The sequence below is a fragment of the Spongiibacter sp. genome (assembly GCF_041602295.1).
GTDB lineage: Bacteria > Pseudomonadota > Gammaproteobacteria > Pseudomonadales > Spongiibacteraceae > Spongiibacter.
Window position 1 is genome coordinate 13,699 of record NZ_JBFIGO010000017.1, and the last position, 21,060, is coordinate 34,758.

Annotated in this window: 23 protein-coding genes; 14 read left to right on the forward strand and 9 right to left on the reverse strand. The window is 59.8% G+C overall.

Features of this window, described 5'->3' with window-relative positions; all coding sequences use genetic code 11:
• Positions 1 to 22 precede the first annotated feature (22 nt).
• Genes trpC through ABYM29_RS05090 form a run of 3 tightly spaced genes read right to left on the reverse strand, consistent with a single transcriptional unit; the run spans position 23 to position 2,447 of the window.
• Positions 23 to 820 carry an indole-3-glycerol phosphate synthase TrpC gene (gene trpC / locus ABYM29_RS05080; RefSeq protein WP_372862933.1) on the reverse strand — a complete coding sequence of 266 codons (798 nt, stop codon included), beginning with the start codon at positions 818 to 820 and terminating at the stop codon, positions 23 to 25.
• Complete coding sequence (gene trpD / locus ABYM29_RS05085) at positions 817 to 1,854, reverse strand: anthranilate phosphoribosyltransferase (RefSeq protein ID WP_372862998.1); 1,038 nt, start codon at positions 1,852 to 1,854, stop codon at positions 817 to 819. The genes trpC and trpD overlap by 4 nt, the downstream gene beginning before the upstream one ends.
• 8 nt (positions 1,855 to 1,862) lie before the next feature.
• Complete coding sequence (locus ABYM29_RS05090; protein ID WP_372862936.1) at positions 1,863 to 2,447, reverse strand: aminodeoxychorismate/anthranilate synthase component II; 585 nt, start codon at positions 2,445 to 2,447, stop codon at positions 1,863 to 1,865.
• A gap of 169 nt (positions 2,448 to 2,616) precedes the next feature.
• On the opposite strand from ABYM29_RS05090, the gene ABYM29_RS05095 reads away from it, so the two are divergent.
• The 4 genes from ABYM29_RS05095 (at position 2,617) to ABYM29_RS05110 (ending at position 5,634) form a co-directional block, all read left to right on the forward strand.
• Complete coding sequence (locus ABYM29_RS05095; protein ID WP_372862939.1) at positions 2,617 to 2,883, forward strand: Trp family transcriptional regulator; 267 nt, start codon at positions 2,617 to 2,619, stop codon at positions 2,881 to 2,883.
• 12 nt (positions 2,884 to 2,895) lie between these two features.
• Positions 2,896 to 4,302 carry an anthranilate synthase component I family protein gene (locus ABYM29_RS05100; protein WP_372862942.1) on the forward strand — a complete coding sequence of 469 codons (1,407 nt, stop codon included), beginning with the start codon at positions 2,896 to 2,898 and terminating at the stop codon, positions 4,300 to 4,302.
• Complete coding sequence (locus ABYM29_RS05105; protein ID WP_372862944.1) at positions 4,299 to 4,961, forward strand: aminodeoxychorismate/anthranilate synthase component II; 663 nt, start codon at positions 4,299 to 4,301, stop codon at positions 4,959 to 4,961. The genes ABYM29_RS05100 and ABYM29_RS05105 overlap by 4 nt, the downstream gene beginning before the upstream one ends.
• Positions 4,962 to 5,043: 82 nt before the next feature.
• Complete coding sequence (locus tag ABYM29_RS05110) at positions 5,044 to 5,634, forward strand: DUF488 family protein (protein ID WP_372862947.1); 591 nt, start codon at positions 5,044 to 5,046, stop codon at positions 5,632 to 5,634.
• Here ABYM29_RS05110 and ABYM29_RS05115 read toward each other — a convergent pair.
• Genes ABYM29_RS05115 through ABYM29_RS05130 form a run of 4 tightly spaced genes read right to left on the reverse strand, consistent with a single transcriptional unit; the run spans position 5,631 to position 8,736 of the window.
• Entirely contained in the window at positions 5,631 to 6,317 is a 687-nt protein-coding gene (locus ABYM29_RS05115; RefSeq protein WP_372862950.1) for a phosphoglycolate phosphatase, read from the reverse strand. The genes ABYM29_RS05110 and ABYM29_RS05115 overlap by 4 nt on opposite strands.
• Positions 6,314 to 6,982 (reverse strand): ribulose-phosphate 3-epimerase, encoded by a 669-nt coding sequence (gene rpe, locus ABYM29_RS05120; protein WP_372862953.1) that lies wholly within the window; start codon positions 6,980 to 6,982, stop codon positions 6,314 to 6,316. The genes ABYM29_RS05115 and rpe overlap by 4 nt, the downstream gene beginning before the upstream one ends.
• Positions 6,983 to 7,030: 48 nt before the next feature.
• Entirely contained in the window at positions 7,031 to 7,690 is a 660-nt protein-coding gene (gene murU / locus ABYM29_RS05125) for an N-acetylmuramate alpha-1-phosphate uridylyltransferase MurU (protein WP_372863001.1), read from the reverse strand.
• A gap of 5 nt (positions 7,691 to 7,695) precedes the next feature.
• Complete coding sequence (locus ABYM29_RS05130; RefSeq protein ID WP_372862955.1) at positions 7,696 to 8,736, reverse strand: aminoglycoside phosphotransferase family protein; 1,041 nt, start codon at positions 8,734 to 8,736, stop codon at positions 7,696 to 7,698.
• A gap of 116 nt (positions 8,737 to 8,852) precedes the next feature.
• Here ABYM29_RS05130 and ABYM29_RS05135 point away from each other — a divergent pair, with 116 nt between their 5' ends.
• Genes ABYM29_RS05135 through ABYM29_RS05165 form a run of 7 tightly spaced genes read left to right on the forward strand, consistent with a single transcriptional unit; the run spans position 8,853 to position 16,639 of the window.
• Complete coding sequence (locus ABYM29_RS05135) at positions 8,853 to 11,243, forward strand: LPS-assembly protein LptD (protein WP_372862958.1); 2,391 nt, start codon at positions 8,853 to 8,855, stop codon at positions 11,241 to 11,243.
• The gene (locus tag ABYM29_RS05140; protein WP_372862961.1) at positions 11,236 to 12,501 is read left to right on the forward strand and encodes a peptidylprolyl isomerase; all 1,266 of its coding nucleotides are present in this window, start codon (positions 11,236 to 11,238) and stop codon (positions 12,499 to 12,501) included. The genes ABYM29_RS05135 and ABYM29_RS05140 overlap by 8 nt, the downstream gene beginning before the upstream one ends.
• Positions 12,501 to 13,496 (forward strand): 4-hydroxythreonine-4-phosphate dehydrogenase PdxA, encoded by a 996-nt coding sequence (gene pdxA / locus ABYM29_RS05145; protein ID WP_372862963.1) that lies wholly within the window; start codon positions 12,501 to 12,503, stop codon positions 13,494 to 13,496. Before ABYM29_RS05140 ends, pdxA begins: the two co-directional genes overlap by 1 nt.
• Positions 13,493 to 14,281 (forward strand): 16S rRNA (adenine(1518)-N(6)/adenine(1519)-N(6))-dimethyltransferase RsmA, encoded by a 789-nt coding sequence (gene rsmA, locus ABYM29_RS05150; RefSeq protein ID WP_372862966.1) that lies wholly within the window; start codon positions 13,493 to 13,495, stop codon positions 14,279 to 14,281. The genes pdxA and rsmA overlap by 4 nt, the downstream gene beginning before the upstream one ends.
• Before the next feature lie 11 nt (positions 14,282 to 14,292).
• Entirely contained in the window at positions 14,293 to 14,670 is a 378-nt protein-coding gene (apaG, locus tag ABYM29_RS05155; RefSeq protein WP_372862968.1) for a Co2+/Mg2+ efflux protein ApaG, read from the forward strand.
• A 7-nt stretch (positions 14,671 to 14,677) separates the two neighbouring features.
• Positions 14,678 to 15,496 (forward strand): symmetrical bis(5'-nucleosyl)-tetraphosphatase, encoded by an 819-nt coding sequence (locus ABYM29_RS05160; RefSeq protein ID WP_372862971.1) that lies wholly within the window; start codon positions 14,678 to 14,680, stop codon positions 15,494 to 15,496.
• Between the two features lie 36 nt (positions 15,497 to 15,532).
• Positions 15,533 to 16,639: a multifunctional CCA tRNA nucleotidyl transferase/2'3'-cyclic phosphodiesterase/2'nucleotidase/phosphatase gene (locus ABYM29_RS05165; RefSeq protein ID WP_372862974.1), complete on the forward strand. Its 1,107-nt coding sequence runs from the start codon at positions 15,533 to 15,535 to the stop codon at positions 16,637 to 16,639.
• Here ABYM29_RS05165 and folB read toward each other — a convergent pair.
• Together folB and tsaD are read right to left on the reverse strand one after the other, a co-directional pair.
• Positions 16,636 to 16,992: a dihydroneopterin aldolase gene (gene folB, locus ABYM29_RS05170; RefSeq protein WP_372862976.1), complete on the reverse strand. Its 357-nt coding sequence runs from the start codon at positions 16,990 to 16,992 to the stop codon at positions 16,636 to 16,638. The two genes, ABYM29_RS05165 and folB, sit on opposite strands and share 4 nt — an antisense overlap.
• Positions 16,993 to 17,000: 8 nt before the next feature.
• On the reverse strand, positions 17,001 to 18,029 hold the full coding sequence (gene tsaD, locus ABYM29_RS05175) for a tRNA (adenosine(37)-N6)-threonylcarbamoyltransferase complex transferase subunit TsaD (protein WP_372863004.1): 1,029 nt from the start codon (positions 18,027 to 18,029) through the stop codon (positions 17,001 to 17,003).
• Positions 18,030 to 18,221: 192 nt separating this feature from the next.
• Between tsaD and rpsU the strand changes: the two genes are divergently transcribed.
• The 3 genes from rpsU to dnaG all read left to right on the forward strand — a co-directional run bounded on the left by rpsU (position 18,222) and on the right by dnaG (position 20,971).
• On the forward strand, positions 18,222 to 18,437 hold the full coding sequence (gene rpsU / locus ABYM29_RS05180) for a 30S ribosomal protein S21 (RefSeq protein WP_022959447.1): 216 nt from the start codon (positions 18,222 to 18,224) through the stop codon (positions 18,435 to 18,437).
• Between the two features lie 133 nt (positions 18,438 to 18,570).
• Complete coding sequence (locus tag ABYM29_RS05185) at positions 18,571 to 19,026, forward strand: GatB/YqeY domain-containing protein (protein WP_372862979.1); 456 nt, start codon at positions 18,571 to 18,573, stop codon at positions 19,024 to 19,026.
• 70 nt (positions 19,027 to 19,096) lie between these two features.
• Positions 19,097 to 20,971 (forward strand): DNA primase, encoded by a 1,875-nt coding sequence (dnaG, locus tag ABYM29_RS05190; RefSeq protein ID WP_372862982.1) that lies wholly within the window; start codon positions 19,097 to 19,099, stop codon positions 20,969 to 20,971.
• Positions 20,972 to 21,060: the final 89 nt, after the last annotated feature.

The window sequence follows — 21,060 nt, forward strand, 5'->3', positions numbered from 1 at the left end:
CGCAGACCCCACCAAAGCGAAATTACTTCGTAAACAATTCCGCCAAACGCTGGCCCGGCTGCTCGGCGCGCATAAACGCCTCGCCTACCAAAAAGGCATCCACGCCATGGTCGCGCATCGCGGCAACGTCTGCGGCGCTGTGTATGCCGCTCTCGGTTACCACAATCTGCTCGCTGCCAATCTGCTCGAGTAGCGAGAAGGTGTTATCTAGGCTGGTTTCGAAATTGTGCAGATTGCGGTTATTAATGCCAATCAGGCGATTACCCAGTGGCAGCGCGCGCTGCAGCTCGGCGGCATTGTGCACTTCAATCAATACATCCATACCCAGCTCAATGGCCAGAGTATTCAACTGCGCCATGCGCTCATCGTCCAGCGCCGCCACAATCAGCAAGATACAGTCGGCGCCAATAGCCCGCGCCTCATAGACCTGATAGGGGTCGACAATAAAATCCTTGCGGATGACCGGCAGGCCGCAAGCCGCCCGCGCTTCCTGTAAATACGCCTCGCTGCCCTGAAAAAAATCTGCATCGGTCAGTACCGACAGGCAGGCGGCACCACCCTCCTCGTAGCTGCGCGCAATGTCGGCGGGGTGGAAGTCCTCGCGAATGACCCCCTTTGACGGCGACGCCTTTTTAATTTCCGCAATAACCGCCGATTGACCGGCGGCCAGCTTGGCCGCCATGGCATCGACAAAGCCGCGCGGCGCCGAGGCCTGCGCTATTTCTTCGCGCAACACCGCCAGCGGCCGCTGCGCTGAGCGCTCGGCGACCTCCTGGTGCTTGCGGTCGATAATACGGGTGAGAACCGTGGGCGTGCTCATTGTGATAAACCCTGTGTAAAGGCAGCCAGTTCCTGCATTTTCTCTAATGCCCGGCCACCGTGGATCACGTCTTCGGCGAGTGCGACGCCGGCCTGCAAGTCCTTGGTAATCCCGGCGACATAGAGCGCGGCACCGGCGTTCAAGGCAATCATATCGGCCGCCTTTTGCCCGGCCTCACTGTCGCGCCTACCCAGGGCATTGCGAATCAATGCCAGCGAGGCCTCGCTGCCCGCCACATCCAATCCGATCAGGCTCTGACTGCTAATACCGACATCTTCAGGTCGCAGCTGATACTCGCGGATCTCGCCATCTTTCAGCTCGGCCACCTGGGTCGCTGCCGCCAAACTGATTTCGTCCAGACCGTCGCCAGAGTGCACCACCATCACATGCTCGGCGCCAAGGCGCTTTAGCACCTCGGCCAGCGGCCGACAGAGTTCAGCTGCGAAGACCCCTAGCAGCAAGCGCTTGACGCCGGCCGGGTTGGTAAGCGGGCCGAGAATATTGAAAATCGTTCGCTGAGCGAGATCGCGGCGCGGCCCAATGGCGTGGCGCATGGCGCTGTGGTGGTTGACGGCGAACATAAAGCCGACACCCACCTCGCGAATACAGCGGGCAATTTGCTCGGGGCTCAAATCCAGCTCAATACCGGCGCGCTCCAGCAAGTCGGCACTGCCGCTATTGGAAGACACCGAGCGATTACCGTGCTTGGCCACATAGCCCCCCGCCGCCGCCACCACAAAGCTGCTGGCTGAGGACACATTGAACAGGTTGGCACCGTCGCCACCGGTGCCGACAATGTCTACCGCATTGTCCACACCACTGATATCCACCGGCGTAGCCAATTCGCGCATAACGCTGGCTGCGCCCTCGATTTCATCCAGGCTTTCGCTCTTCATCCGCAGGCCGATCAAAAAGCCGCCGATCTGCGCGTCGCTGCACTGACCAGTCATAATGTCGCGCATCACTGCCGCCATTTCCTCGGTCGTCAGGTCCAGCCGCTTGACCACCCGCGCCAGCGCGCCCTTGATGTCCACGATGTCACTCATGCCTTACGCTCCAAAAAATTCTTCAACAATTCATGGCCCTGCTCGCTGAGAATCGACTCGGGGTGAAACTGCACTCCCTCCACATCCAGCTCGCGATGACGCACGCCCATAATTTCATCGATCTCGCCGCGCTCATCGACCGTCCACGCCGTCACTTCCAAACAGTCAGGCAAACTATCCCGGTCAATCACCAGTGAGTGATAACGGGTCGCCGTAAAAGGTTTGCGCAAACCGGCAAATACACCGCCATCGCGGTGGTAAATCAGCGAGGTCTTACCGTGCATCACCCGGCGGGCACGCACAATATTGCCGCCATACACCTGGCCGATACTCTGGTGGCCCAGACACACCCCCAATATTGGCAATTCGCCGGCAAAGGCCGCAATCGCCGCCATTGAGACGCCCGCCTCATTCGGCGTACAGGGGCCCGGCGACACCACTAAATGACTGGGCGCCATGGCGCCGATGTCGTCGACGCTAATCTCATCGCTGTGGCGCACCACCACCTCGGCACCCAGTTCAGCAAAATAGCGCACGACGTTATAGGTGAAGGAGTCGTAATTATCGATCATCAACAACATTGCGCACTCCCACTCTCAGCACCGCCACACGACCTCGCGCACCCATTGCCCAACCGACTTATCCGCCCGGCATTGTACGCAAGGCCGAGAGTGAAAACATCCCGGGTAAAATACCTCGACAAGCACTTTACTGTTGACCCCAGCAGTATTTGTGATAGTGTACTAGTACATGAGTACAGAGCACAAGAATCAAGAGCAGCAATACCAGCAGGAACTGCTGGAGCATTTGCTCGCCGCAACGACCACCGATGAGCTGGCCCAAAAAATGGGGGATTTACTAACGCCCTCTGAGCTGACGGAAGTTTGCAAGCGCCTGCAGATTTTCAAACTCCTCGACGCCGGCCTGCCGCAACGCCAGATTGCCGAGCAACTGGGCGTGGGCATCGCCACCGTTACCCGGGGTTCACGTGCGCGCAAACAACATTCACCGCTATAAAGACCGAGTTTTATGAGCCAGCTACCGCCGCGCCTGCAACTACCCCGCAAGCCGAATTACATCACCATTAGTGCCGACTGCGATTTTTTTAAGCTGTTCAAAAAAATCGAACGGCGCTATGACAATTGCTTTTATCTCGAGTCGCTGGGCGAAGACAGCCATATGGCCCGCCACTCCATCATCGGCTTCGACCCCGAGCAATTGCTCTATGCCAACGGCAACACGCTCACCATCGAAGAGCGCGACGGCAGCGTGGCCCACTACCCCAGTGACAACCCCTATCAACTGCTGCGCGACATCGTGCCCCAGGACATCATTTCCAGAAAATACGCCGGCGGCCTGACTGGCTACCTGGGCTACGATGCCATGAACTACTTCGAGCCCAGTTTGAACATTCAATCCAGCGATATGTTCGACGCCTTCCGCTTCGGCCTGTTCAAGGATGGCCTTATCCTCGACAAGATGACCGGCGAGCTGATCTATTTCTACTATCACCACAGCCGCCTGCCCGAAATCGAAGCGCTGCTGGCCGCCGACGATGTCACCAATGGTCCGCTGAAAGTCTACGCCACCGGCGAGAGCATGAGTCGCGAAGACCACCGCGCCGCCGTGCTAAAGGTAAAACAAGACATTATCGACGGCAAAATTTTCCAGACCGAGGTCGGCTTTAAGAAGCGCTTCCGCCTGGAAGGCGACACCATCAACATCTATGAGGAAATGCGCGAAATCAACCCTTCCCCGCAGATGTACTACGTCAAATTCGGCCAGCAAAAGCTGATTGGCGCCAGCCCCGAACTGCTGTTCCGCCTGCGTCAGGGCGAGATGGAAACCTTCCCACTGGCCGGCACCACCCGCCGTGGCGCTGACCTCCAGGAAGACACCGCACTGGCCCGCGCACTGCTTAACGACCCCAAAGAAATTGCCGAACACAATATGATTGTCGACCTGCACCGCAACGACATCGGCCGGGTTGCCCAGTTCGGCACGGTAAAAGTGCGCAGCCTGATGGACATTAAGCGCTTCAGCCACGTACAACATATCTCCAGCGAGATCGTCGGCATTATCGCCGAGGGCGAGGACATGTTCTCGGCACTGCCCAGCAACTTCCCCGCCGGCACGCTAACCGGTGCGCCGAAAATCGAGGCGATGAAAATCATTAACGATCTGGAGTGCGACGGCCGCGGCCCCTATGGCGGCGCGGTTGGCCACTTTTCCTTCAACGGCGACTGCACTTTTGCCATTCCCATCCGCACGGTCTTTGCCAACGGCGAACAGGCCTATGTGCAGACCTGCGGTGGCAATGTCTACGACTCCAACCCCGACGATGAATACGAAGAAATTCGTCGCAAGTTCGCCGGCACGAAAAAAGTCCTCGATAAATTTATGGTCAGCGACAGCACTGAAGGAGCCGCGTCGTGAAAGTATTAATCATCGACAACTACGACTCCTTTACCTACAACCTCTACCAATACATCGGTGAAATCCTCACCACGGAGAAAAGCCGCGGCGCAGTGCCGGATTTCAACATTGTCGTCAAACGCAACGACGCGCTCAGCCTGGCCGACATCAAGGCGATGGCGCCCGACCGCATCATCGTCTCGCCCGGCCCCGGCTCGCCCGACGACGAACGCTATTTCGGGGTCTGCGCCCAGGTCATTGCCGAGCTCGGCAAAACCACGCCCCTGCTGGGTGTCTGCCTGGGCATGCAGGGCATTGTTCACGTTTTTGGCGGCAAGATCGTCAAGGCGCCGCTGCCCATGCACGGCAAAATCAGCCCCATTACCCATAACAGCCAGGGCATGTTTAACAATGTTCCCGACCAGCTGGAGGTGATGCGCTATCACTCGCTGGTCGCCGAACCAGCATCGCTACCCGAGTGCCTGCAGCTCACCGCACTGGTCGGCGACATTCCCGACAACGCCTTTAATGACCCCAGCCAAATTCGCCAGGCGAACGTCGAGATCATGGGCATCCAACACCGCGACTATCCGATCTACGGCATTCAGTTTCACCCGGAGTCCTTCGCCACTGAAGGCGGCAAGGAGCTGATACGCAACTTCCTGTTAGCCGCCAATTAACGCCACACGAACGCCGCTGCGGCCCGCCCTGGGCTCGACGCCAAAGCGCTAACGCGCCGGGCGCAGCGGCGCGACAAAATTTATGACTGAGTTATTTTCCATCGGCTATGCCACCAAACCGCTGGCGGAGTTTCTGCGCCAGCTGCGCAACCACCGCATCGACGCTGTGGCGGATGTGCGCTCGGTGCCCTACAGCAAGGCCTTTCACGACTACCATCGCGAGCCGCTGGCTGCCAGCCTGCGCGCCGCGGGCATTCACTATGTGTATCTCGGCGAGGAGCTGGGTCCGCGCTCCAAAGACCCCGCTCACTACGACGCCCGCGGCCAGGTGCAATTTGACCGCCTGCAGCAGGCGCCACTGTTTCAGCAGGGTATACAGCGGGTGTTGAGCGGCCGGCAGAAGTCGCTGCGCATTGCGCTGATGTGTGCAGAAAAAGACCCCGCCACCTGCCACCGCAGCTTGCTCGTCGCCCACTACCTGCGACATCAGCAGGCAATTAACGTGCAGCATATTGACCACAGCGGTCAGCTGGAAAGTGAAGAGGCACTGGCGCAGCGATTAATGCGCCTGAATAATATTCAGGCCGATATGCTGACCCCGGCGTGCGAGTGCATGACACTGGCCTGGCAGGCCCAGTGCCGGCGCCACGCCTATATCAAGCCCGGGGCTTAGCGCAGCGCCGAAAACACATCGACCAGCAAGTCTGCGCCGGCATCGGCAATCGGCGCGCCGTGGTTATAACCGTAGCTGACACAGGCGGCGGGCATGCCCAGGGCGTGGGCAGCGTCGATATCATTGCAGGAATCCCCCACCATCACCGCGTTTTCCACGGCCACCCCTAGGCGCTCACAGGCCAAGCGCAGTGGCGCGGGGTCGGGCTTGCGCTGCGCTAAAGTATCGCCACCAACCACCACCGGCAGCAGCGCTTGCAGACCAAACTCCGCCAAAATGGGATGGGTAAAACGCTCTGGCTTATTAGTGACGCAGGCCATTTTCACGCCAGCGTCCCGCCAGTATTGCAGGGCTTCTAGCACCCCATCGAACAAGCGGCTGCGCGAGCTACTGTCTTCAGCATAGGCGCGATAAAACGCCTCCAGCAACAACTGCTGCTGAGCGGACTGCACTTGTGCCACCTCGGTTTCCACGGCCCAGTCCAGCGCGCGCGCCACTAATTTGACGGCGCCATTGCCCACCCAACTGCGCACCCGCTCCTCGCCCGCGACCGGCAAGCCGCAGTGCTGCAGGGCGGCATCCATCGCCGCCGCCAAATCCGGTACGGAATCCACCAGGGTGCCATCGAGGTCAAACAAAATGGCCTGCAGTGGCGCATCACCGAGCAGCGCCTGCAGCCTCATACGCTGGCCAGCTCACTGCGCATGCGATCGATCACCGCGGTGTAATCGTCGCTGTTAAATATCGCCGATCCCGCCACAAAGGTATCGGCGCCGGCGGCGGCAATTTCCGCAATATTCTTCGCCGAAATACCCCCGTCGACTTCCAGGCGAATATCGTGGCCAGAGGCATCAATCAGCGCCCGCACTTCGCGCACCTTGTCGATAGTAGCCGGAATAAACTTCTGGCCGCCAAAGCCGGGGTTCACCGACATCAGCAGCACCATATCCAGCTTATCCATCACGTACTTCAGCACTTCCGGGCCCACCGCCGGGTTGAGCACCAGCCCCGCCTTGCAACCGGCATCGCGAATCATCTGCAGACTGCGATCGACATGGGTGGTGGCATCGGGGTGAAAGGTAATAATGCTGGCCCCGGCCTCGGCAAAGTCGCCGATCAGCCTGTCGACCGGCGACACCATCAGGTGCACATCGATGGGCGCCTTCACACCGTGATTGCGCAGCGCCTTGCACACCATGGGGCCGATTGTGAGGTTCGGCACATAGTGATTATCCATTACATCGAAGTGGACAATATCGGCACCGGCTTCAAGCACGGTATCGACCTCTTCACCGAGGCGGGCGAAGTCTGCAGAAAGAATTGAAGGGGCTATCCAGTAGTCGGCCATGAGCTGTCCATTATTGAGCGAGGAAAAGATCGAAATTGAGTGTTTAGTTTACGCAGAGCGCAGCTGTGCATCCAGTTCTGCCAGTCGCTGCGGGGTACCGACGTCCCACCACTGCCCGCGATAAAGACGGCCGCGCAGCTCACCCCGCGCCATCAACTCAAGCATCAGTGGCTTTAACGGCCGCCGCCCCGGCGCCAAACCGGCAAAGCAGCGGGGCTGCCACACGCTCACGCCGGCAAAGGTATAGCGCGGCGCCGCGGCTGCTTCGCTCAGACGGCCATCGTCGGCCAGGGCAAAATCGCCAGCCGGGTTATGGGCGGGATTAGCCACCATCAGCAATTCGGCGCCGTCAGGCTCACAGTCCAGCAGCGGCGCAAAGTCCACGTCGCAGAAAATATCGCCATTAATCAACAGAAACGGCTGCTCGCCCAGCAGCGGCAAGGCGCGCACGATGCCGCCGGCGGTTTCCAGCGGCGGGTCTTCTACCGAGTGGCTGATCGCCAAGCCGTAGCGCTCGCCGTCGCCCAGATAATCGCACAGCTGCTCGGACAGCCAGGCGCTATTCACCACCACCTCGCGACAACCCGCCGCAGCCAGCTTCTCTAAGTGGTAGTCAATCAGCGGTTTGCCGCCGACGCGCAGCAGGGGTTTTGGGCAGGTTTCGGTCAACGGTCGCATGCGCTCGCCAAAGCCCGCCGCGAGAATCATCGCCTTCACAGCGCAACATCCCGATACCAGTGCTGCTTGCGGGCCAGCGGCAGCAATTCGCGTTCAAACCACGCGACAAAGTCCCGACAGGCTGTGTATTCGCGGGCCACTGACAGGGTATAGGCCATGACCAGCGGCAGGTCGTCCAGATAGGCCGATTTACCGTCGCGCAGTTTGAGTCGCGCAAAGATGCCCAAGACCTTGATATGACGCTGCAGCCCCATCCAGTCGAAATCCTGCAAAAACGCCTCGGGGGCGGGCACGGCGATACCGGCGTCCTGCGCCTGACGACGAAAGGCCAGCGCCCAGTCGCGCACCTGCTGCTGCGGCCAGTGCACATAGCAATCGCGCAGCAGCGATACCAGGTCATAGCTCAGCGGGCCGCGCACGGCATCCTGAAAGTCGATCAGGCCGAGTTCGCCATCGGCCAGCAACATAATATTGCGGCTGTGAAAATCGCGGTGCACAAAGCCCTGGTGCTGGGCCTCCGCCCGCGCCGCCAAGCAATCGAACAGCCGCGCCAACATCTGCCAGTCATCGTCACTGAGCGTATAGCCCAGCAACTGCTCGGCAAACCAGTGGGGGAATAGCGCCATTTCCTCCAGCAGCCGCCCGCGGTCGTAGTCGGGCAAATCCCCCTCCGCCAGAGGCATGGCCTGCATCTTCAGCAGGCTGCCAAACGCCTGCTGATAATAGCGCTCAGCGGCCGCGGGATTGCCTAAAGCCGGGCGCAGCAGGGCATCGCCAAAGTCTTCCTGCAGCAGAAAACCGCGCTGCAAATCCCAGCCCAGCAGGCCGGGCACCCGCAAGTCGGCGGCCATCATGCGCTGCTGCACGGCAATAAAGGCGGGATTATCCTCCTTGTCGGGCGGCGCATGCACAGCGATAAAATGCATATCCCCCGGCAAGCTCAGGCGGTAATAGCGGCGAAAGCTGGCGTCGCCCGACACCATCGACAGCGCCGCCGGCTCATCTTCAGGCAAACCCAATTGAGCAAGGCTCCAACGTTTCAGCTCGTCAGCAATTACAGTATTGTCAGATGTCATCGGCGGCAGGAAATTCAATCAATATGGCGGCGAAACGGGCATCCTAGCAGAGAATGCTTTATTATTCGCCTTCGCCAATCCAGGCCCACAGCAATAAATATTAAAGCCGATACCGCATGCCCGTGTTCCGCCTATTACCTCTGCTGTTAATGAGCTGCTACAGCGTTACCAGCCTTGCGCAAACGCTACCCACACAGCGCTGCGGCCCCGTGGACACCACTCAGTTAAGCTTTGACATGGCTCGTCTGCCGGCCTATTACCAACACTGGAACTGGGTCCCCCTACAACATCTACCCGAAAGCGCGCACTGCGATTTGGCACCGGGCTGCGCGGGCCGTTTTGTAGAACCCGCTCGCGACTGGAACGGATCTGAGTTAAGCCCCAACGACGCCCCCCTGGTCGTATCGGCCGACACTATAGAATCCCTGGGGGACCGCGCCACCATGGCAGGCGATGTCCAGCTGCGCAAAGGCAATCTCAGCCTCGATGCCGGTTATGCTCGCTACCGCCGCAGCGACAGCATTGTGATGCTGCGCGACGATGTCGTACTGCGGCAACCCGGCTTTATGCTGCGCGGCCAGCGCGCCGAACTGGACACCAATCAGGGCCTGGGGGAGCTGGATCAGGCGGAAATCCTGAGCTACCAAACCGGCGCCCGGGGCAGTGCCGGGCGTATCGCCCGCCCGGCCTTTGGTCGCTTTGAGCTCGAAAAAGCCAGCTATACCCAGTGCACCCCCGACAATGAAACCTGGTCGCTGCACGCCGACAGTATCGAACTGGACTACGACAGCGGGCGCGGCGTCGCCCGTGGCACCACCGTGCGCATCTACGATGTGCCCGTGTTGTATACACCCTATTTAAACTTTCCCGTAGATGACCGCCGCAGCACTGGCTTTTTGTTTCCAACATTTGGCTTGGCCAACAACAGCCTCGATATATCCACCCCCTACTACCTAAACCTGGCTCCCAACTACGACCTCACTCTCGTACCCCGCTACGTCGAAGCTCACGGGGAGGCACTGGAAGGCGAATTCCGCTATCTCAACCGCTACTCTGAGTGGTCATTCAACGGCAGCTACTTGGCCAACGACCAAAGCCAGGAAGGGGATCGCTGGCTACTGGGGGTCGCCGAGCGGGGCTTTATGGGCGACGGCTGGTACAGCAACATCGACTACACTCGCGTCAGCGACGACCGCTATTTTGATGACCTGGGACTGGCTAATCTGGCGGTCAAACGCAGCACCCACCTCAATCAAAAAGCCGAAATGGGCTACCTGGGTGACAACTGGAGCGGCAGCATCGAAGTGCAGCGCTACCAGACCATCGCCGCGGTTGACGACCCCTATCAGAAGCTGCCGCAACTCACGCTGAACTACCAGTCGCCAGCCCGCAATTTCCAACTTGAGCCATCGCTGGAATTTGAGTACTCACGTTTTGACCACCGCGATGCGGTCAGCGACGGTGGCAACAAAATCACCGGCCAGCGCGTCTACGGTGCAGGCGGCCTAAGCCTGCCCATGCGCTGGCGCTGGGGCTTCATTGAACCCGCCCTTAAAAGCCGCCATGTTGCCTACGAGCTGGAAGATGCCGACCGCATTGGCATCAATGAAAACCCCAATGCCAGCTCCAACCAACTCAGCATTGACGCTGGTTTATTCTTTGAACGCGAACTACAGCTGGCTGACCAATCGCTGACCCAAACCCTGGAGCCGCGCCTTTATTACCGCAATGCAGAATACGAAGACCAGAGCGACCAACCGGACTTCGACAGCGCCGCCCTCACGTTCACCTATCAACAATTATTTCGCGACACTCGCTTTACCGGCCACGACCGACTCGGCGACGCCGACCAGCTAGCCGTGGGCGTCAGCAGCCGCTTCATCGACAATGATATCGGGCGCGAATTTCTCAGTCTGAGCCTGGGCCAACTCTACTATTTTGAAAACGGCCGCGTTCAACTGCCCGGCGACCCCGAACGCAAAAGCAGCAACTCCGACATTGCCACCCAAGTACTCTGGTCGCCAAGCCGCCACCACACGGTTAACGCAGACCTGCTTTTTGATGCCCGCCAGGGCACACTCAATCAAAGCAACCTGCGCTACCACCGCCGCACTGACAACGGCAGCCTGATCAACCTCGGCTACAGCATCCGCCGCCAAGGCAACCAATTTGGCGGTCTGGAACACGATGTCCGCCAAGTGGATGCGTCCCTGGCTGTGCCACTCAACAACCAATGGCAGCTATTTGCCAAAACCCAGTACGACTTTGAAGACAATCGCCCGGTAGAAAACCTAATCGGCGCCGAATACCAGAACTGTTGCTGGCTAACTCGCATCGTCTATCAGCAGGCACTGGAACCGAACGACGATAGCGGGTCTAATACCAGTGATACGGAAACAAACTCTGCCATTCTTGTAGAATTTCAACTCAAGGGGCTGGGCGGCCTGGGTACGGCCGTTACCAGCGTACTTAAAGAAAGCATCTTTGGTTATCAAACGAATGAATAAACTCCACACGAGCATCCTCTCCGCCCTGTTCACGCTGCTGTTTAGCGTCGCCGCACAAGCGGAAACCCAGTGGCTCGATCGCGTTATCGCCATCGTCGACGAAAATATTATCCTGGCCAGCGAGCTCGAGGAGCGCTACACCACCGTGCAACAGAACATCGCCCGCTCGGGACAGCAGGGGCCGCCGGAAGAACAGCTTCGCAAAGAAATTCTCGACCTGCTGATACTGGAAAGCATCCAGTTGCAAATGGCCGATCGCGTAGGCCTGCGCATTGACGACGAACAGCTCAATGATGCAGTGGCGCGCGTGGCGGCCAAAAACAATATGACGCTGGAGCAATTCCGTCGGGCACTGCTAGACAGCGGCGCCTCTTACCGCGAGGTACGCGAGCAAATCCGCCGGGAAATGCTCTTACAGCGCGTACAAATGGGCAATGTCAATCAGCGCATCCAGGTCACCGACCAAGAGGTCAGCAACTTCCTCAACTCTGAAGAGGGCCGCGCCCGCACCTCACCGGAATACCACCTCGCCCACTTATTGCTACCCGTTGCTTCTGACGCCAGCGAGGCTGACCGGGAGTTCGCCCGCCAGCAGGCCAGCAAACTGGCCGCCAAACTCGAGGCTGGCGCTGACTACAACACACTGGCGCAAGGTGACGTTAACGCCAGCGATCTCGGCTGGCGCCGCGAAACAGACCTGCCCTCACTGTTTGCCAGCGTCGCGCCGAAAATGCAGGACGGCGACGTCTCCGCCCCCCTGCAAAGCGCCAGCGGCTTCCACATCATTCAACTCCTGGAAAGCCGCGGCCTAAATGAAATGGTGGCGCAAACACGCGCCCGCCATATCCTCCTGAAGCCCTCGGCGATTCGCAGCGAAGCGCAGACCCTAGCCCTGGCGAAAGAATTGCGCCAACGCGTACTAAACGGCGCCTCCTTTCACGACTTGGCCAAAGAATACTCAGAGGACATTGGCTCTGCACAGGAAGGCGGCGACCTCGGCTGGACCTCACCCGGCCAGCTGGTACCGGCATTCCAGCAAGCCATGGAAAAAACCGCCATTGGCGATATCAGCCCACCGGTACAAAGCGATTTTGGCTGGCACATCATCAAGGTGGTCGACCGCCGCCAACAAAACGTCAGCATGGATCTGCGCAAGCGCATGGCCCGCAACGCGCTGCACGAACGCAAATACCAAGATGAGCTAGATATTTGGTTGCGCAAAATCCGCGCCGAAGCCTACGTTGACATCAAGATCTAATGCTGCCGAGAATTGCCATCACCCCCGGCGAACCCGCCGGTGTCGGCCCGGAGCTGCTGGTACAGATCGCCCAGCAACCCTGGGCCGCCGAGCTGGTCGCCTTCGCCGACCCGGCGCTGCTGCGCCAGCGCGCCAGCGCGCTGAATTTGCCACTCACCCTGCATCGTTTTGACGCCAGCCAAGCGGCAGGCGAGCATCGCCCGGGCCATCTCAGCATCGCCGAAGTGAGCCTAGCCGAAACCGCCGAAGCCGGCGTATTGAACACAGCTAACGCCGACTACGTAGTAGAATGCCTTCGCCAGGCCAACGACGCCTGCCTTCGCGGCGACTGTCAGGCAATGATGACTGGGCCGGTGCAAAAATCCGTTATCAACGACGCCGGCATTCCCTTCAGCGGCCACACCGAATTTCTCGCCGACCGCTGCGGTGTCGAAAAAGTGGTAATGATGCTAGCCAGCAAAGCCATGCGCGTGGCGCTGGTCACCACCCACCTGCCACTCAGTGCCGTCCCCGCCGCGATTACCCGCGTGGAACTGCAGCGCACCCTGGACATTCTCCACCGCGAACTGCACCAGCGCTTCGGCTGCGAGCAGCCGCGCATCATCGTCTTGGGCCTCAACCCCCACGCCGGCGAAGGCGGCCATATGGGCCGCGAAGAAATCGACATTATCGAACCCGTGCTGGCCGACTACCGCGCCCGCGGCTGGCAGCTCAGCGGGCCGCTGCCCGCCGACACCGCCTTCACACCGCGCCACCTGGAGCACTGCGACGCCGTACTGGCCATGTACCACGACCAGGGACTGCCAGTACTCAAATACCAGAGCTTTGGCCACGCGGTGAACATCACCCTGGGCCTGCCGATTATCCGCAGCTCCGTCGATCACGGCACCGCCTTAGATCTGGCTGGCAGCGGCCGCGCCGACCCCGGCAGCATGAACACCGCCTTACACTGCGCTATTGATATGGCCAGTCACGCAGCGAGCAGCACACTATGAGCACACACCGCGCCCGCAAGCGTTTCGGACAAAACTTCCTGCACGACCGCGGCATTATCCAAGGTATTGTCCGCGCCATCAGCCCCCGCCAAGGGCAGCGCCTGCTGGAAATCGGCCCCGGCCAAGGCGCCATTACCGCCGAATTACTGGCCAGCGGCTGTCAATTAGACGTTATCGAGCTGGATCGCGATTTACTGCCCATACTCGAAGAAAAATTTAGCGCCTTCGACAATTTCCATCTGCACGAAGGCGACGCGCTTAAATTTGATATTCCCGGCCTGGCCGGTAACGATCCTCTGCGGGTGGTCGGCAATCTGCCCTACAATATCTCGACACCACTCATTTTCCACCTGCTGAGCGCACAACACTGCATCCAAGACATGCACTTCATGCTACAAAAAGAAGTGGTCGATCGCCTCGCGGCCGGCCCGGGCAGTAAAACCTATGGCCGTCTCGGAGTCATGGCGCAGTACTACTGTGAGGTAGAAGCCTTATTCGACGTACCCCCAGAATCGTTCTCGCCACGCCCGAAAGTCATGTCGTCGATTGTTCGCCTCACCCCCCACGCGGCACTTCCACACCCGGCCGACAGCATTAACACCCTGCAGCAGGTATTGCGCGAAGCCTTTAACATGCGCCGCAAAACCCTGCGCAACAATCTCAAGAACAGCATCAGCGAAGCACAGCTGACCACCCTAGGCATCGACCCCGGCGCCCGCCCAGAACGCCTGGACTTAGCCGAGTTTGTCGCCATCGCCAACTTTATTCACCGCAATCCAGCTTGATCAGGAGACACATGCCCGACACCAACCCCGTTGATATCCAGGTTGAAAGCCAGTACCTCGCCGAACAATCCGCCCCCGAGGACTCCCGCTACGCCTTCGCCTACACCATCACCCTTCGCAACACCGGTGACGAGGCCGTGCGCCTACTCAACCGCCACTGGATCATCACCGACGGCGACAACCACGTGCAGGAAGTGCAAGGCGAGGGCGTCGTCGGCAAGCAACCGCTTATCGAGCCCGGCGAAACCTTCACCTACACCTCCGGCGCGATCATCGACACCGCCGTGGGCACCATGGAAGGCAGCTATGAAATGATCAGTGCCTCCGGTCGCCGCTTTATCGCCCCCATCGCCATGTTTTCACTGGCGCAGCGCTCGGCGCTGCACTGAGGCCGCAGTGGCTCGCTACGCGGTAGGAGATATTCAGGGCTGCCTTAAGCCCCTGCAGTGCTTACTCAATGAGGCTGCGTTTAACCCCGCCAAGGATGAACTGTGGCTGGTCGGAGACCTCGTCAATAGAGGCCCCGACTCCCTCGATACCCTGCGCTATCTCTACCGCATGCACGACAGCCTGAGGATCACCCTGGGCAATCACGATCTGCACTACCTCGCCCTTGCCCGCGGCCACACAGCGCGCGGCCGCCACCCCAGCCTAAACGCACTGCTCAAGGCCAAGGACAGCCCCGTGCTAATGGACTGGCTACAACGCCAGGCACTGGCACTGCGCAGTGATGACGGCCGCTATCTGATGAGCCACGCGGGCGTACCGCCCCAGTGGTCCAGCCAGCAGGCACTGGCACGGGCCGGCGAACTAGAAACCGTATTGCAGTCGCCGGACAGCGCGGCCTTTTTTCAGCAGATGTACGGCAATGAACCCCGACTGTGGCATGACACGCTACGAGGTGCAGAGCGACTGCGCTGCATCACCAACTACCTCACCCGAATGCGCATCTGCGACGCCGAGGGCCGCCTGGAACTCGACTTCAAAGGCCGCCGGGAAGACATTCCTGCGCCCTACCGCCCCTGGTTTGACTGGCCGCAACCCCCGCGCCAGGAGACACTGCTATTTGGCCACTGGGCTGCGCTGGAGGGCAATACCGGGCGCGAGGATATTATCGCCTTAGACAGCGGCTGCGTATGGGGCCGTCACATGACGCTGTTGGATATGGATAGCGGCGACATTCTGCACTGTAACTGCACGGCTCCCCAGGGCTAGCTTCCCAGAGCCGGCAAGATAGCGGATTATTCTCCCATGGACATTTATCTGGTTGGCGGCGCCGTCCGCGACGAACTTCTCGGCTATCCCTTCAGCGAACGCGACTGGCTGGTGGTCGGCGGCACCCCGGAAGACCTCCTCACCCAGGGTTACGAACAGGTTGGCAAGGACTTCCCCGTATTCCTCCACCCGCACACAAAAGAGGAATATGCCCTGGCGCGCCGCGAACGTAAAACCTCCGCCGGCTACCACGGCTTTGTCTGCGAGTTCGGCCCGGAAGTCACTCTACAAGAGGACTTGCTGCGGCGGGATCTCACCATTAACGCCATCGCCAAAAGTGCTGACGGCGAATATATCGATCCCTATGGCGGCCGCCGCGACCTTGAACAAGGCCTGCTTCGCCACGTCTCTCCCGCCTTTCAAGAAGATCCGCTGCGCATTTTTCGCGTCGCCCGTTTTGCCGCCCGCTACGCCCACCTCGGCTTTCACGTCGCCGCCGAAACCCGCGCCCTGATGCGCGACATGTGTCGCCGCGAAGAACTGCTGGCCCTGAGCCCAGAACGCATTATGACCGAGATTAACAGGGCCTTAAGCGAGCGTCGGCCATCGGCCTTCTTCCAAACCCTACTCGACTGCAACGCCCTGCAAACCCTCTATCCGCAGTGGGCCAGCAGCTTCGACGAAACCCTGTTACAGGCGCTGGATAACGCGGCAAAACAGCCATTGGAAGGCGACACCCGCTTCGCACTGAGTTGCAGTCGCCTAAGCCCACAAGGCTGCCAGCAGCTCTGTCAGCAGCTGCGCGCCAGCAAAACAGCAAGCCTGCTAGCCGCTCACAGCACCACCCTGCTGCCGCTGACCGACACATTGGGCGCCGCTGGCAGCGAAGATCAAGTCCTGGCGCTACTGGAAAACCTCGATTACCTGCGCCGACCACAGATACTCCGCCAGTTTTGCCAACTGGCGGCCTTGCGCAATGAAAAAGAAAAGGTACTGAACATACTGACCACCGCCGCCACGGAGTTGGCGGGCATCAGTGCCGAGGCACTGGTCAAGCAGGGGTACAAGGGTGCCGCACTGGGGCGAGCGCTGCGGGAACAGCGGCGCCAGTGCCTGCGAGAAGCCCTGTCACAAGGGCACTAGGCGATGCTACCGCGCTCGATAACAATGCCGACTTCATCGGCATAGTGCAGCGCATTGGGCTTGGCCAGCCGCAAACGCAGCCAGGGCACACCGAATTCATCGCGAATCAGCGCCGCACAGCGCTCAGCCAAGGTCTCGACCAACTGAAACTCACTGGCGCGAATAAAACTGCACAAGCGCTCACTGATCGCCTGGTAGTCCAGCGTCAAGGCAATATCTTCGGCCGCCGCGGCCGCGCGGATGTCGTACCCCAACTCCAGATCAACCAGCACCGTTTGCCGATGATCGCGTTCATAGTCGTGAATGCCGATAATGGTGTCGACGCGCAAACCGCGCACATACACTTTATCCATATTTGTCATCACTCCAGGCCCGGCAGCTCGTTCATCGGCCAGCGCGGCCGCACCTGCACCGACAGCTCTTCCCGCTGGCCCGCCAGCAGCCGACAACAACCCGCGTAGGCAATCATCGCGCCATTGTCGGTGCAGTAAGCGGGGCGCGGATAATACACCTGTGCACCGACCTTCGCCAGTCGCGCCTCCAAGCGCTGGCGCAGCGCAGTGTTGGCACTCACCCCACCGGCAATCACCAGCCGCGTCAAACTCTCCTGTTTGAGAGCGCGCAGGCACTTAATCGTCAAGGTATCCACCACCGCGTCCTGAAAGGCCGCGGCAATATCGTGACGATCGGTATCGCTGAGCGGACCGCCACCGGCGCAATCGGCTACGGTATTCAGGGTAAAGGTCTTCAGTCCGCTAAAACTGAAATCCAGCCCCGGGCGATTGACCATGGGGCGAGGGAAGGTAAACCGCGAGACATCGCCCCGCTCGGCGGCTTTAGCCAGCTGCGGACCACCGGGATAAGGCAGGCCAAGCATTTTAGCGGCCTTGTCAAACGCCTCGCCAGCAGCGTCGTCCAAGGACTCGCCCAGCAAACGGTATTCGCCGATGGCATCGACACGCACTAACTGGGTGTGCCCTCCCGAAACCAGCAAGGCGATAAAAGGGAAGGCCGGTGGCAGCTCTTCGAGCATCGGCGCCAGCAAATGCCCCTCCATATGGTGTACCGCCAATGCCGGCACATCCCAGGCGTAGGCCATCGCGCGGCCGGCACAAGCCCCGACCATCAAAGCCCCCGCCAGCCCGGGGCCCGCGGTATAGGCAACCGCATCGAGATCACTACCAACTAAGCCCGCCCGGTCCAAGACCTGCTGAATCAGCGGCAACAACTTGCGCACATGGTCGCGAGACGCCAGCTCCGGCACGACGCCGCCGAATTCAGCATGCAGGGCGATTTGACTGTACAGGGCGTCAGCCAGCAAACCCTGTTCACTGTCATAAATTGCCACCCCCGTCTCGTCACAGGAGCTTTCCAGTCCCAATACCCGCAAAATCAGCCCATTCGCACCGTAAATTGAGGGCGCATAATACTGATTTCGACCGGTCGGCACCAGATAAGCAGCTTTTTACTTTGCATTTTCACAATCCAGCGTTTAGAATTCTGCGCCCTTGGAGTCCTACCTTAAACATTCCGGTGGGCACATAGAATTCATTGCCAAATTTCATCAGGACAGGTTTAACGAATGCCTTCAGTCAAGATCAAAGAAAACGAGCCCTTTGATATCGCTCTGCGCCGCTTCAAGCGCTCTTGCGAAAAAGCCGGTGTACTGGCCGAAGTTCGCCGTCGCGAGTTCTACGAGAAGCCCACTTCCGTGCGCAAGCGTCAGGCTGCAGCCGCAGTTAAGCGTCACGCCAAAAAAGTTTCTCGCGAAATGAAAAAACAACAGCGCCTGTACTAAGCCGCTGTTCTTGGGGCGTGGACGACCACACCCCAACTTGCTCCACCCAGCAACACCGTAAATGGGCGGCCATATAGCCGCCCGTTTTTTGTGTCCGTGGATTTCACCCCGCTGCAAGCAAGGGAGTACTACGATGAGCCAGCACAGCTTAAAGAAAGCTCTGAGCGATGCCATGAAAGCGGCGATGCGCGCCAAAGAGAAAGAGCGCCTCGGTGCGATTCGACTGGTATTAGCCGAAATCAAGCGCATTGAAGTCGACGAGCGCATTGACGTTGACGACGAACGCTGCCTGACCGTGCTCGACAAAATGTGCAAGCAGCGCAGGGACTCCATCAGCCAGTACGAAGACGCCGGCCGCGAAGAACTGGCCGCTCAAGAGCGGTTTGAGATGGGCGTAATCCAAGAGTTTATGCCGACCCCGCTTAGCGACGCAGAACTGGAAGCCCTGATCGACAAGGCTATCGCCGACAGCGGCGCCGACTCCATGAAGGCCATGGGACAAGTCGTCGCACTGGTCAAACCCGCCGCGCAGGGTCGCGCCGATATGGGTGCCGTCAGCCGTATGATCAAGGCGCGCCTAAGCCAATAGGCCGCGCCACTGGCAGAGCAGCCCCCCTGACTGCTACCCTCTGCCTGACACGCTACCCGGACCGACTAACGTGGCTTCATCAGGACGCATTCCTCAAGCCTTTATCGACGACCTGCTGTCGCGGGTAGACATTGTCGACGTCATCAGCCGCCGGGTGTCCTTAAAGAAAACCGGCCGCAACTACACTGCCCGCTGCCCCTTTCACGAAGAAAAAACACCGTCCTTTAGCGTCAACCCCGACAAGCAGTTCTATTATTGCTTTGGCTGCGGCGCCGCCGGCAACGCCGTCGGCTTTATCATGGACTACGACCGCCAAGACTTCCCCAGCGCCATCGACAGCTTGGCTCACAGCGCCGGCCTGGAAGTCCCCCGCGAAGAACTCAGCCCTCAGCAGGCTCTGCGCCAACAGCGCCGCAAAACCATTTACGACACCATGGAGCAGCTGGCCGACCACTACCAGCGCGAGCTGCGGCAACACCCCCAGGCACAGCGAGCGGTCGACTACCTAAAAAAACGCGGCCTGAGCGGCCAAATAGCCCGCGATTTCGGCATCGGCTTTGCCCCACCCGGCTGGGACAACGTCCTGAAAGGCTTTGGCAGCAATGACGAAGCCCGACAACAGCTGCTGGACGCCGGCATGCTGGTCGACAAGGACGACAGCGACAAGCTCTACGACCGCTTCCGCGACCGCATCATGTTCCCCATCCGCGACAACCGCGGTCGTGTCATCGCCTTTGGCGGCCGAGTACTGGGCGACGACAAGCCCAAGTACCTAAACTCGCCAGAAACCGACATTTTCCACAAAGGCCGCGAACTCTACGGCCTCTACGAGGCACGCCAGCACAACCGCCAACTGGAACGAGTCATCATCGTAGAGGGCTATATGGATGTCGTTGCCCTCGCCCAGCACGGCATCCGCTGCGCCGTCGCCACGCTGGGCACCGCCAGCAACAGCGACCACCTGCGCACCGCCTTCCGCTATTGCAGCGAAATTGTCTTCTGCTTCGACGGCGACGAGGCCGGGCGACGAGCCGCCAGTCGAGCCCTGGAAAATGCCCTACCCACCATGGAAGATGGCCGCCGCATCCGCTTCCTGTTCCTCGCCGAAGGCGAAGACCCCGACGACACCGTGCGCCGCGTCGGCGGCGCGGGCTTTGAGGCACTCATCGCCCGCGCCGCACCGCTGGAAGAGCACTTTTTCAACGCCTTCCGCGATCGTGCCGATCCCGACACCATGGCAGGCCGCGCAACACTCGCCAAGCTGGCCACCCCGCTGCTGTCGCTACTGCCCGACGGCGTCTTCCGCGAGCTGATGTTTGACGAGCTGGCAAAACGCAGCGGCCTCAGCCGGCCAGCTCTGGACAAACTGCAACAGCGCAGCGAAGACAGCCCCCCCAGCGCCGCCGCAAACAGCCAACCCGTCAGCCGCAAACCCCAAGCCAACGGCGGCGCCGAGAAATTACTCGGCCACCTGCCCAGCGGCAAACGCGACCCCACACTCCTCGCCTTGGCGATGCTCCTCTACACCCCCAGCAGCATCGCCCAAGCCGTCACCAGCATCAACTCGGCGCCGCCGTCAGAGGCCCGAAATCTGCTGGAGCAGATTCTAAGCCTGCTGAAAAAGCGCCCGGAATCGTCCACCGCCATGCTACTTGGCCACTGGCACGGACAGCCGCAGTACCAACTGCTGACCGAAGCGCTAAAAACCATAGAATTACTGGGCAGCAGCCTCGATGACGAGCGCGCCAAAGCGGCTTTTTTCGACACCCTGCGCTATTTCGAGAAGCAACAGCAAGAGCAGCAGCTCAAAGCGCAAACCGCCGCCCTGCGCCAGAGAGAGGAAGTCGACAAAGGGCAAGCGGACAACTACGCTGAACTTAGTGACGACACAAAAGCAACGCTGGAGCACATAAAGCAGCTATTAGCAAACAAACATCAGCGCTGAAGGTGCAGGCAATTCTCAACAATGGCCTTTTTCGCTGGTCGTATTGCATGCCTCTGGGGTACAATACGCGGCTGTTTTTTCACCTGCAC

Coding starts and splice junctions, on each gene's coding strand:
- ABYM29_RS05115 (WP_372862950.1), bottom strand. CDS start 6,317: ATGAGGCTGCAGGCGCTGCTCGGTGATGCGCCACTGCAGGCCATTTTG.
- trpC (WP_372862933.1), bottom strand. CDS start 820: ATGAGCACGCCCACGGTTCTCACCCGTATTATCGACCGCAAGCACCAG.
- rsmA (WP_372862966.1), top strand. CDS start 13,493: ATGAGCACACACCGCGCCCGCAAGCGTTTCGGACAAAACTTCCTGCAC.
- ABYM29_RS05100 (WP_372862942.1), top strand. CDS start 2,896: ATGAGCCAGCTACCGCCGCGCCTGCAACTACCCCGCAAGCCGAATTAC.
- apaG (WP_372862968.1), top strand. CDS start 14,293: ATGCCCGACACCAACCCCGTTGATATCCAGGTTGAAAGCCAGTACCTC.
- ABYM29_RS05130 (WP_372862955.1), bottom strand. CDS start 8,736: ATGACATCTGACAATACTGTAATTGCTGACGAGCTGAAACGTTGGAGC.
- rpe (WP_372862953.1), bottom strand. CDS start 6,982: ATGGCCGACTACTGGATAGCCCCTTCAATTCTTTCTGCAGACTTCGCC.
- ABYM29_RS05095 (WP_372862939.1), top strand. CDS start 2,617: ATGAGTACAGAGCACAAGAATCAAGAGCAGCAATACCAGCAGGAACTG.
- ABYM29_RS05165 (WP_372862974.1), top strand. CDS start 15,533: ATGGACATTTATCTGGTTGGCGGCGCCGTCCGCGACGAACTTCTCGGC.
- pdxA (WP_372862963.1), top strand. CDS start 12,501: ATGCTGCCGAGAATTGCCATCACCCCCGGCGAACCCGCCGGTGTCGGC.
- ABYM29_RS05110 (WP_372862947.1), top strand. CDS start 5,044: ATGACTGAGTTATTTTCCATCGGCTATGCCACCAAACCGCTGGCGGAG.
- ABYM29_RS05140 (WP_372862961.1), top strand. CDS start 11,236: ATGAATAAACTCCACACGAGCATCCTCTCCGCCCTGTTCACGCTGCTG.
- folB (WP_372862976.1), bottom strand. CDS start 16,992: ATGGATAAAGTGTATGTGCGCGGTTTGCGCGTCGACACCATTATCGGC.
- ABYM29_RS05135 (WP_372862958.1), top strand. CDS start 8,853: ATGCCCGTGTTCCGCCTATTACCTCTGCTGTTAATGAGCTGCTACAGC.
- murU (WP_372863001.1), bottom strand. CDS start 7,690: ATGATTCTCGCGGCGGGCTTTGGCGAGCGCATGCGACCGTTGACCGAA.
- rpsU (WP_022959447.1), top strand. CDS start 18,222: ATGCCTTCAGTCAAGATCAAAGAAAACGAGCCCTTTGATATCGCTCTG.
- ABYM29_RS05090 (WP_372862936.1), bottom strand. CDS start 2,447: ATGTTGTTGATGATCGATAATTACGACTCCTTCACCTATAACGTCGTG.
- ABYM29_RS05185 (WP_372862979.1), top strand. CDS start 18,571: ATGAGCCAGCACAGCTTAAAGAAAGCTCTGAGCGATGCCATGAAAGCG.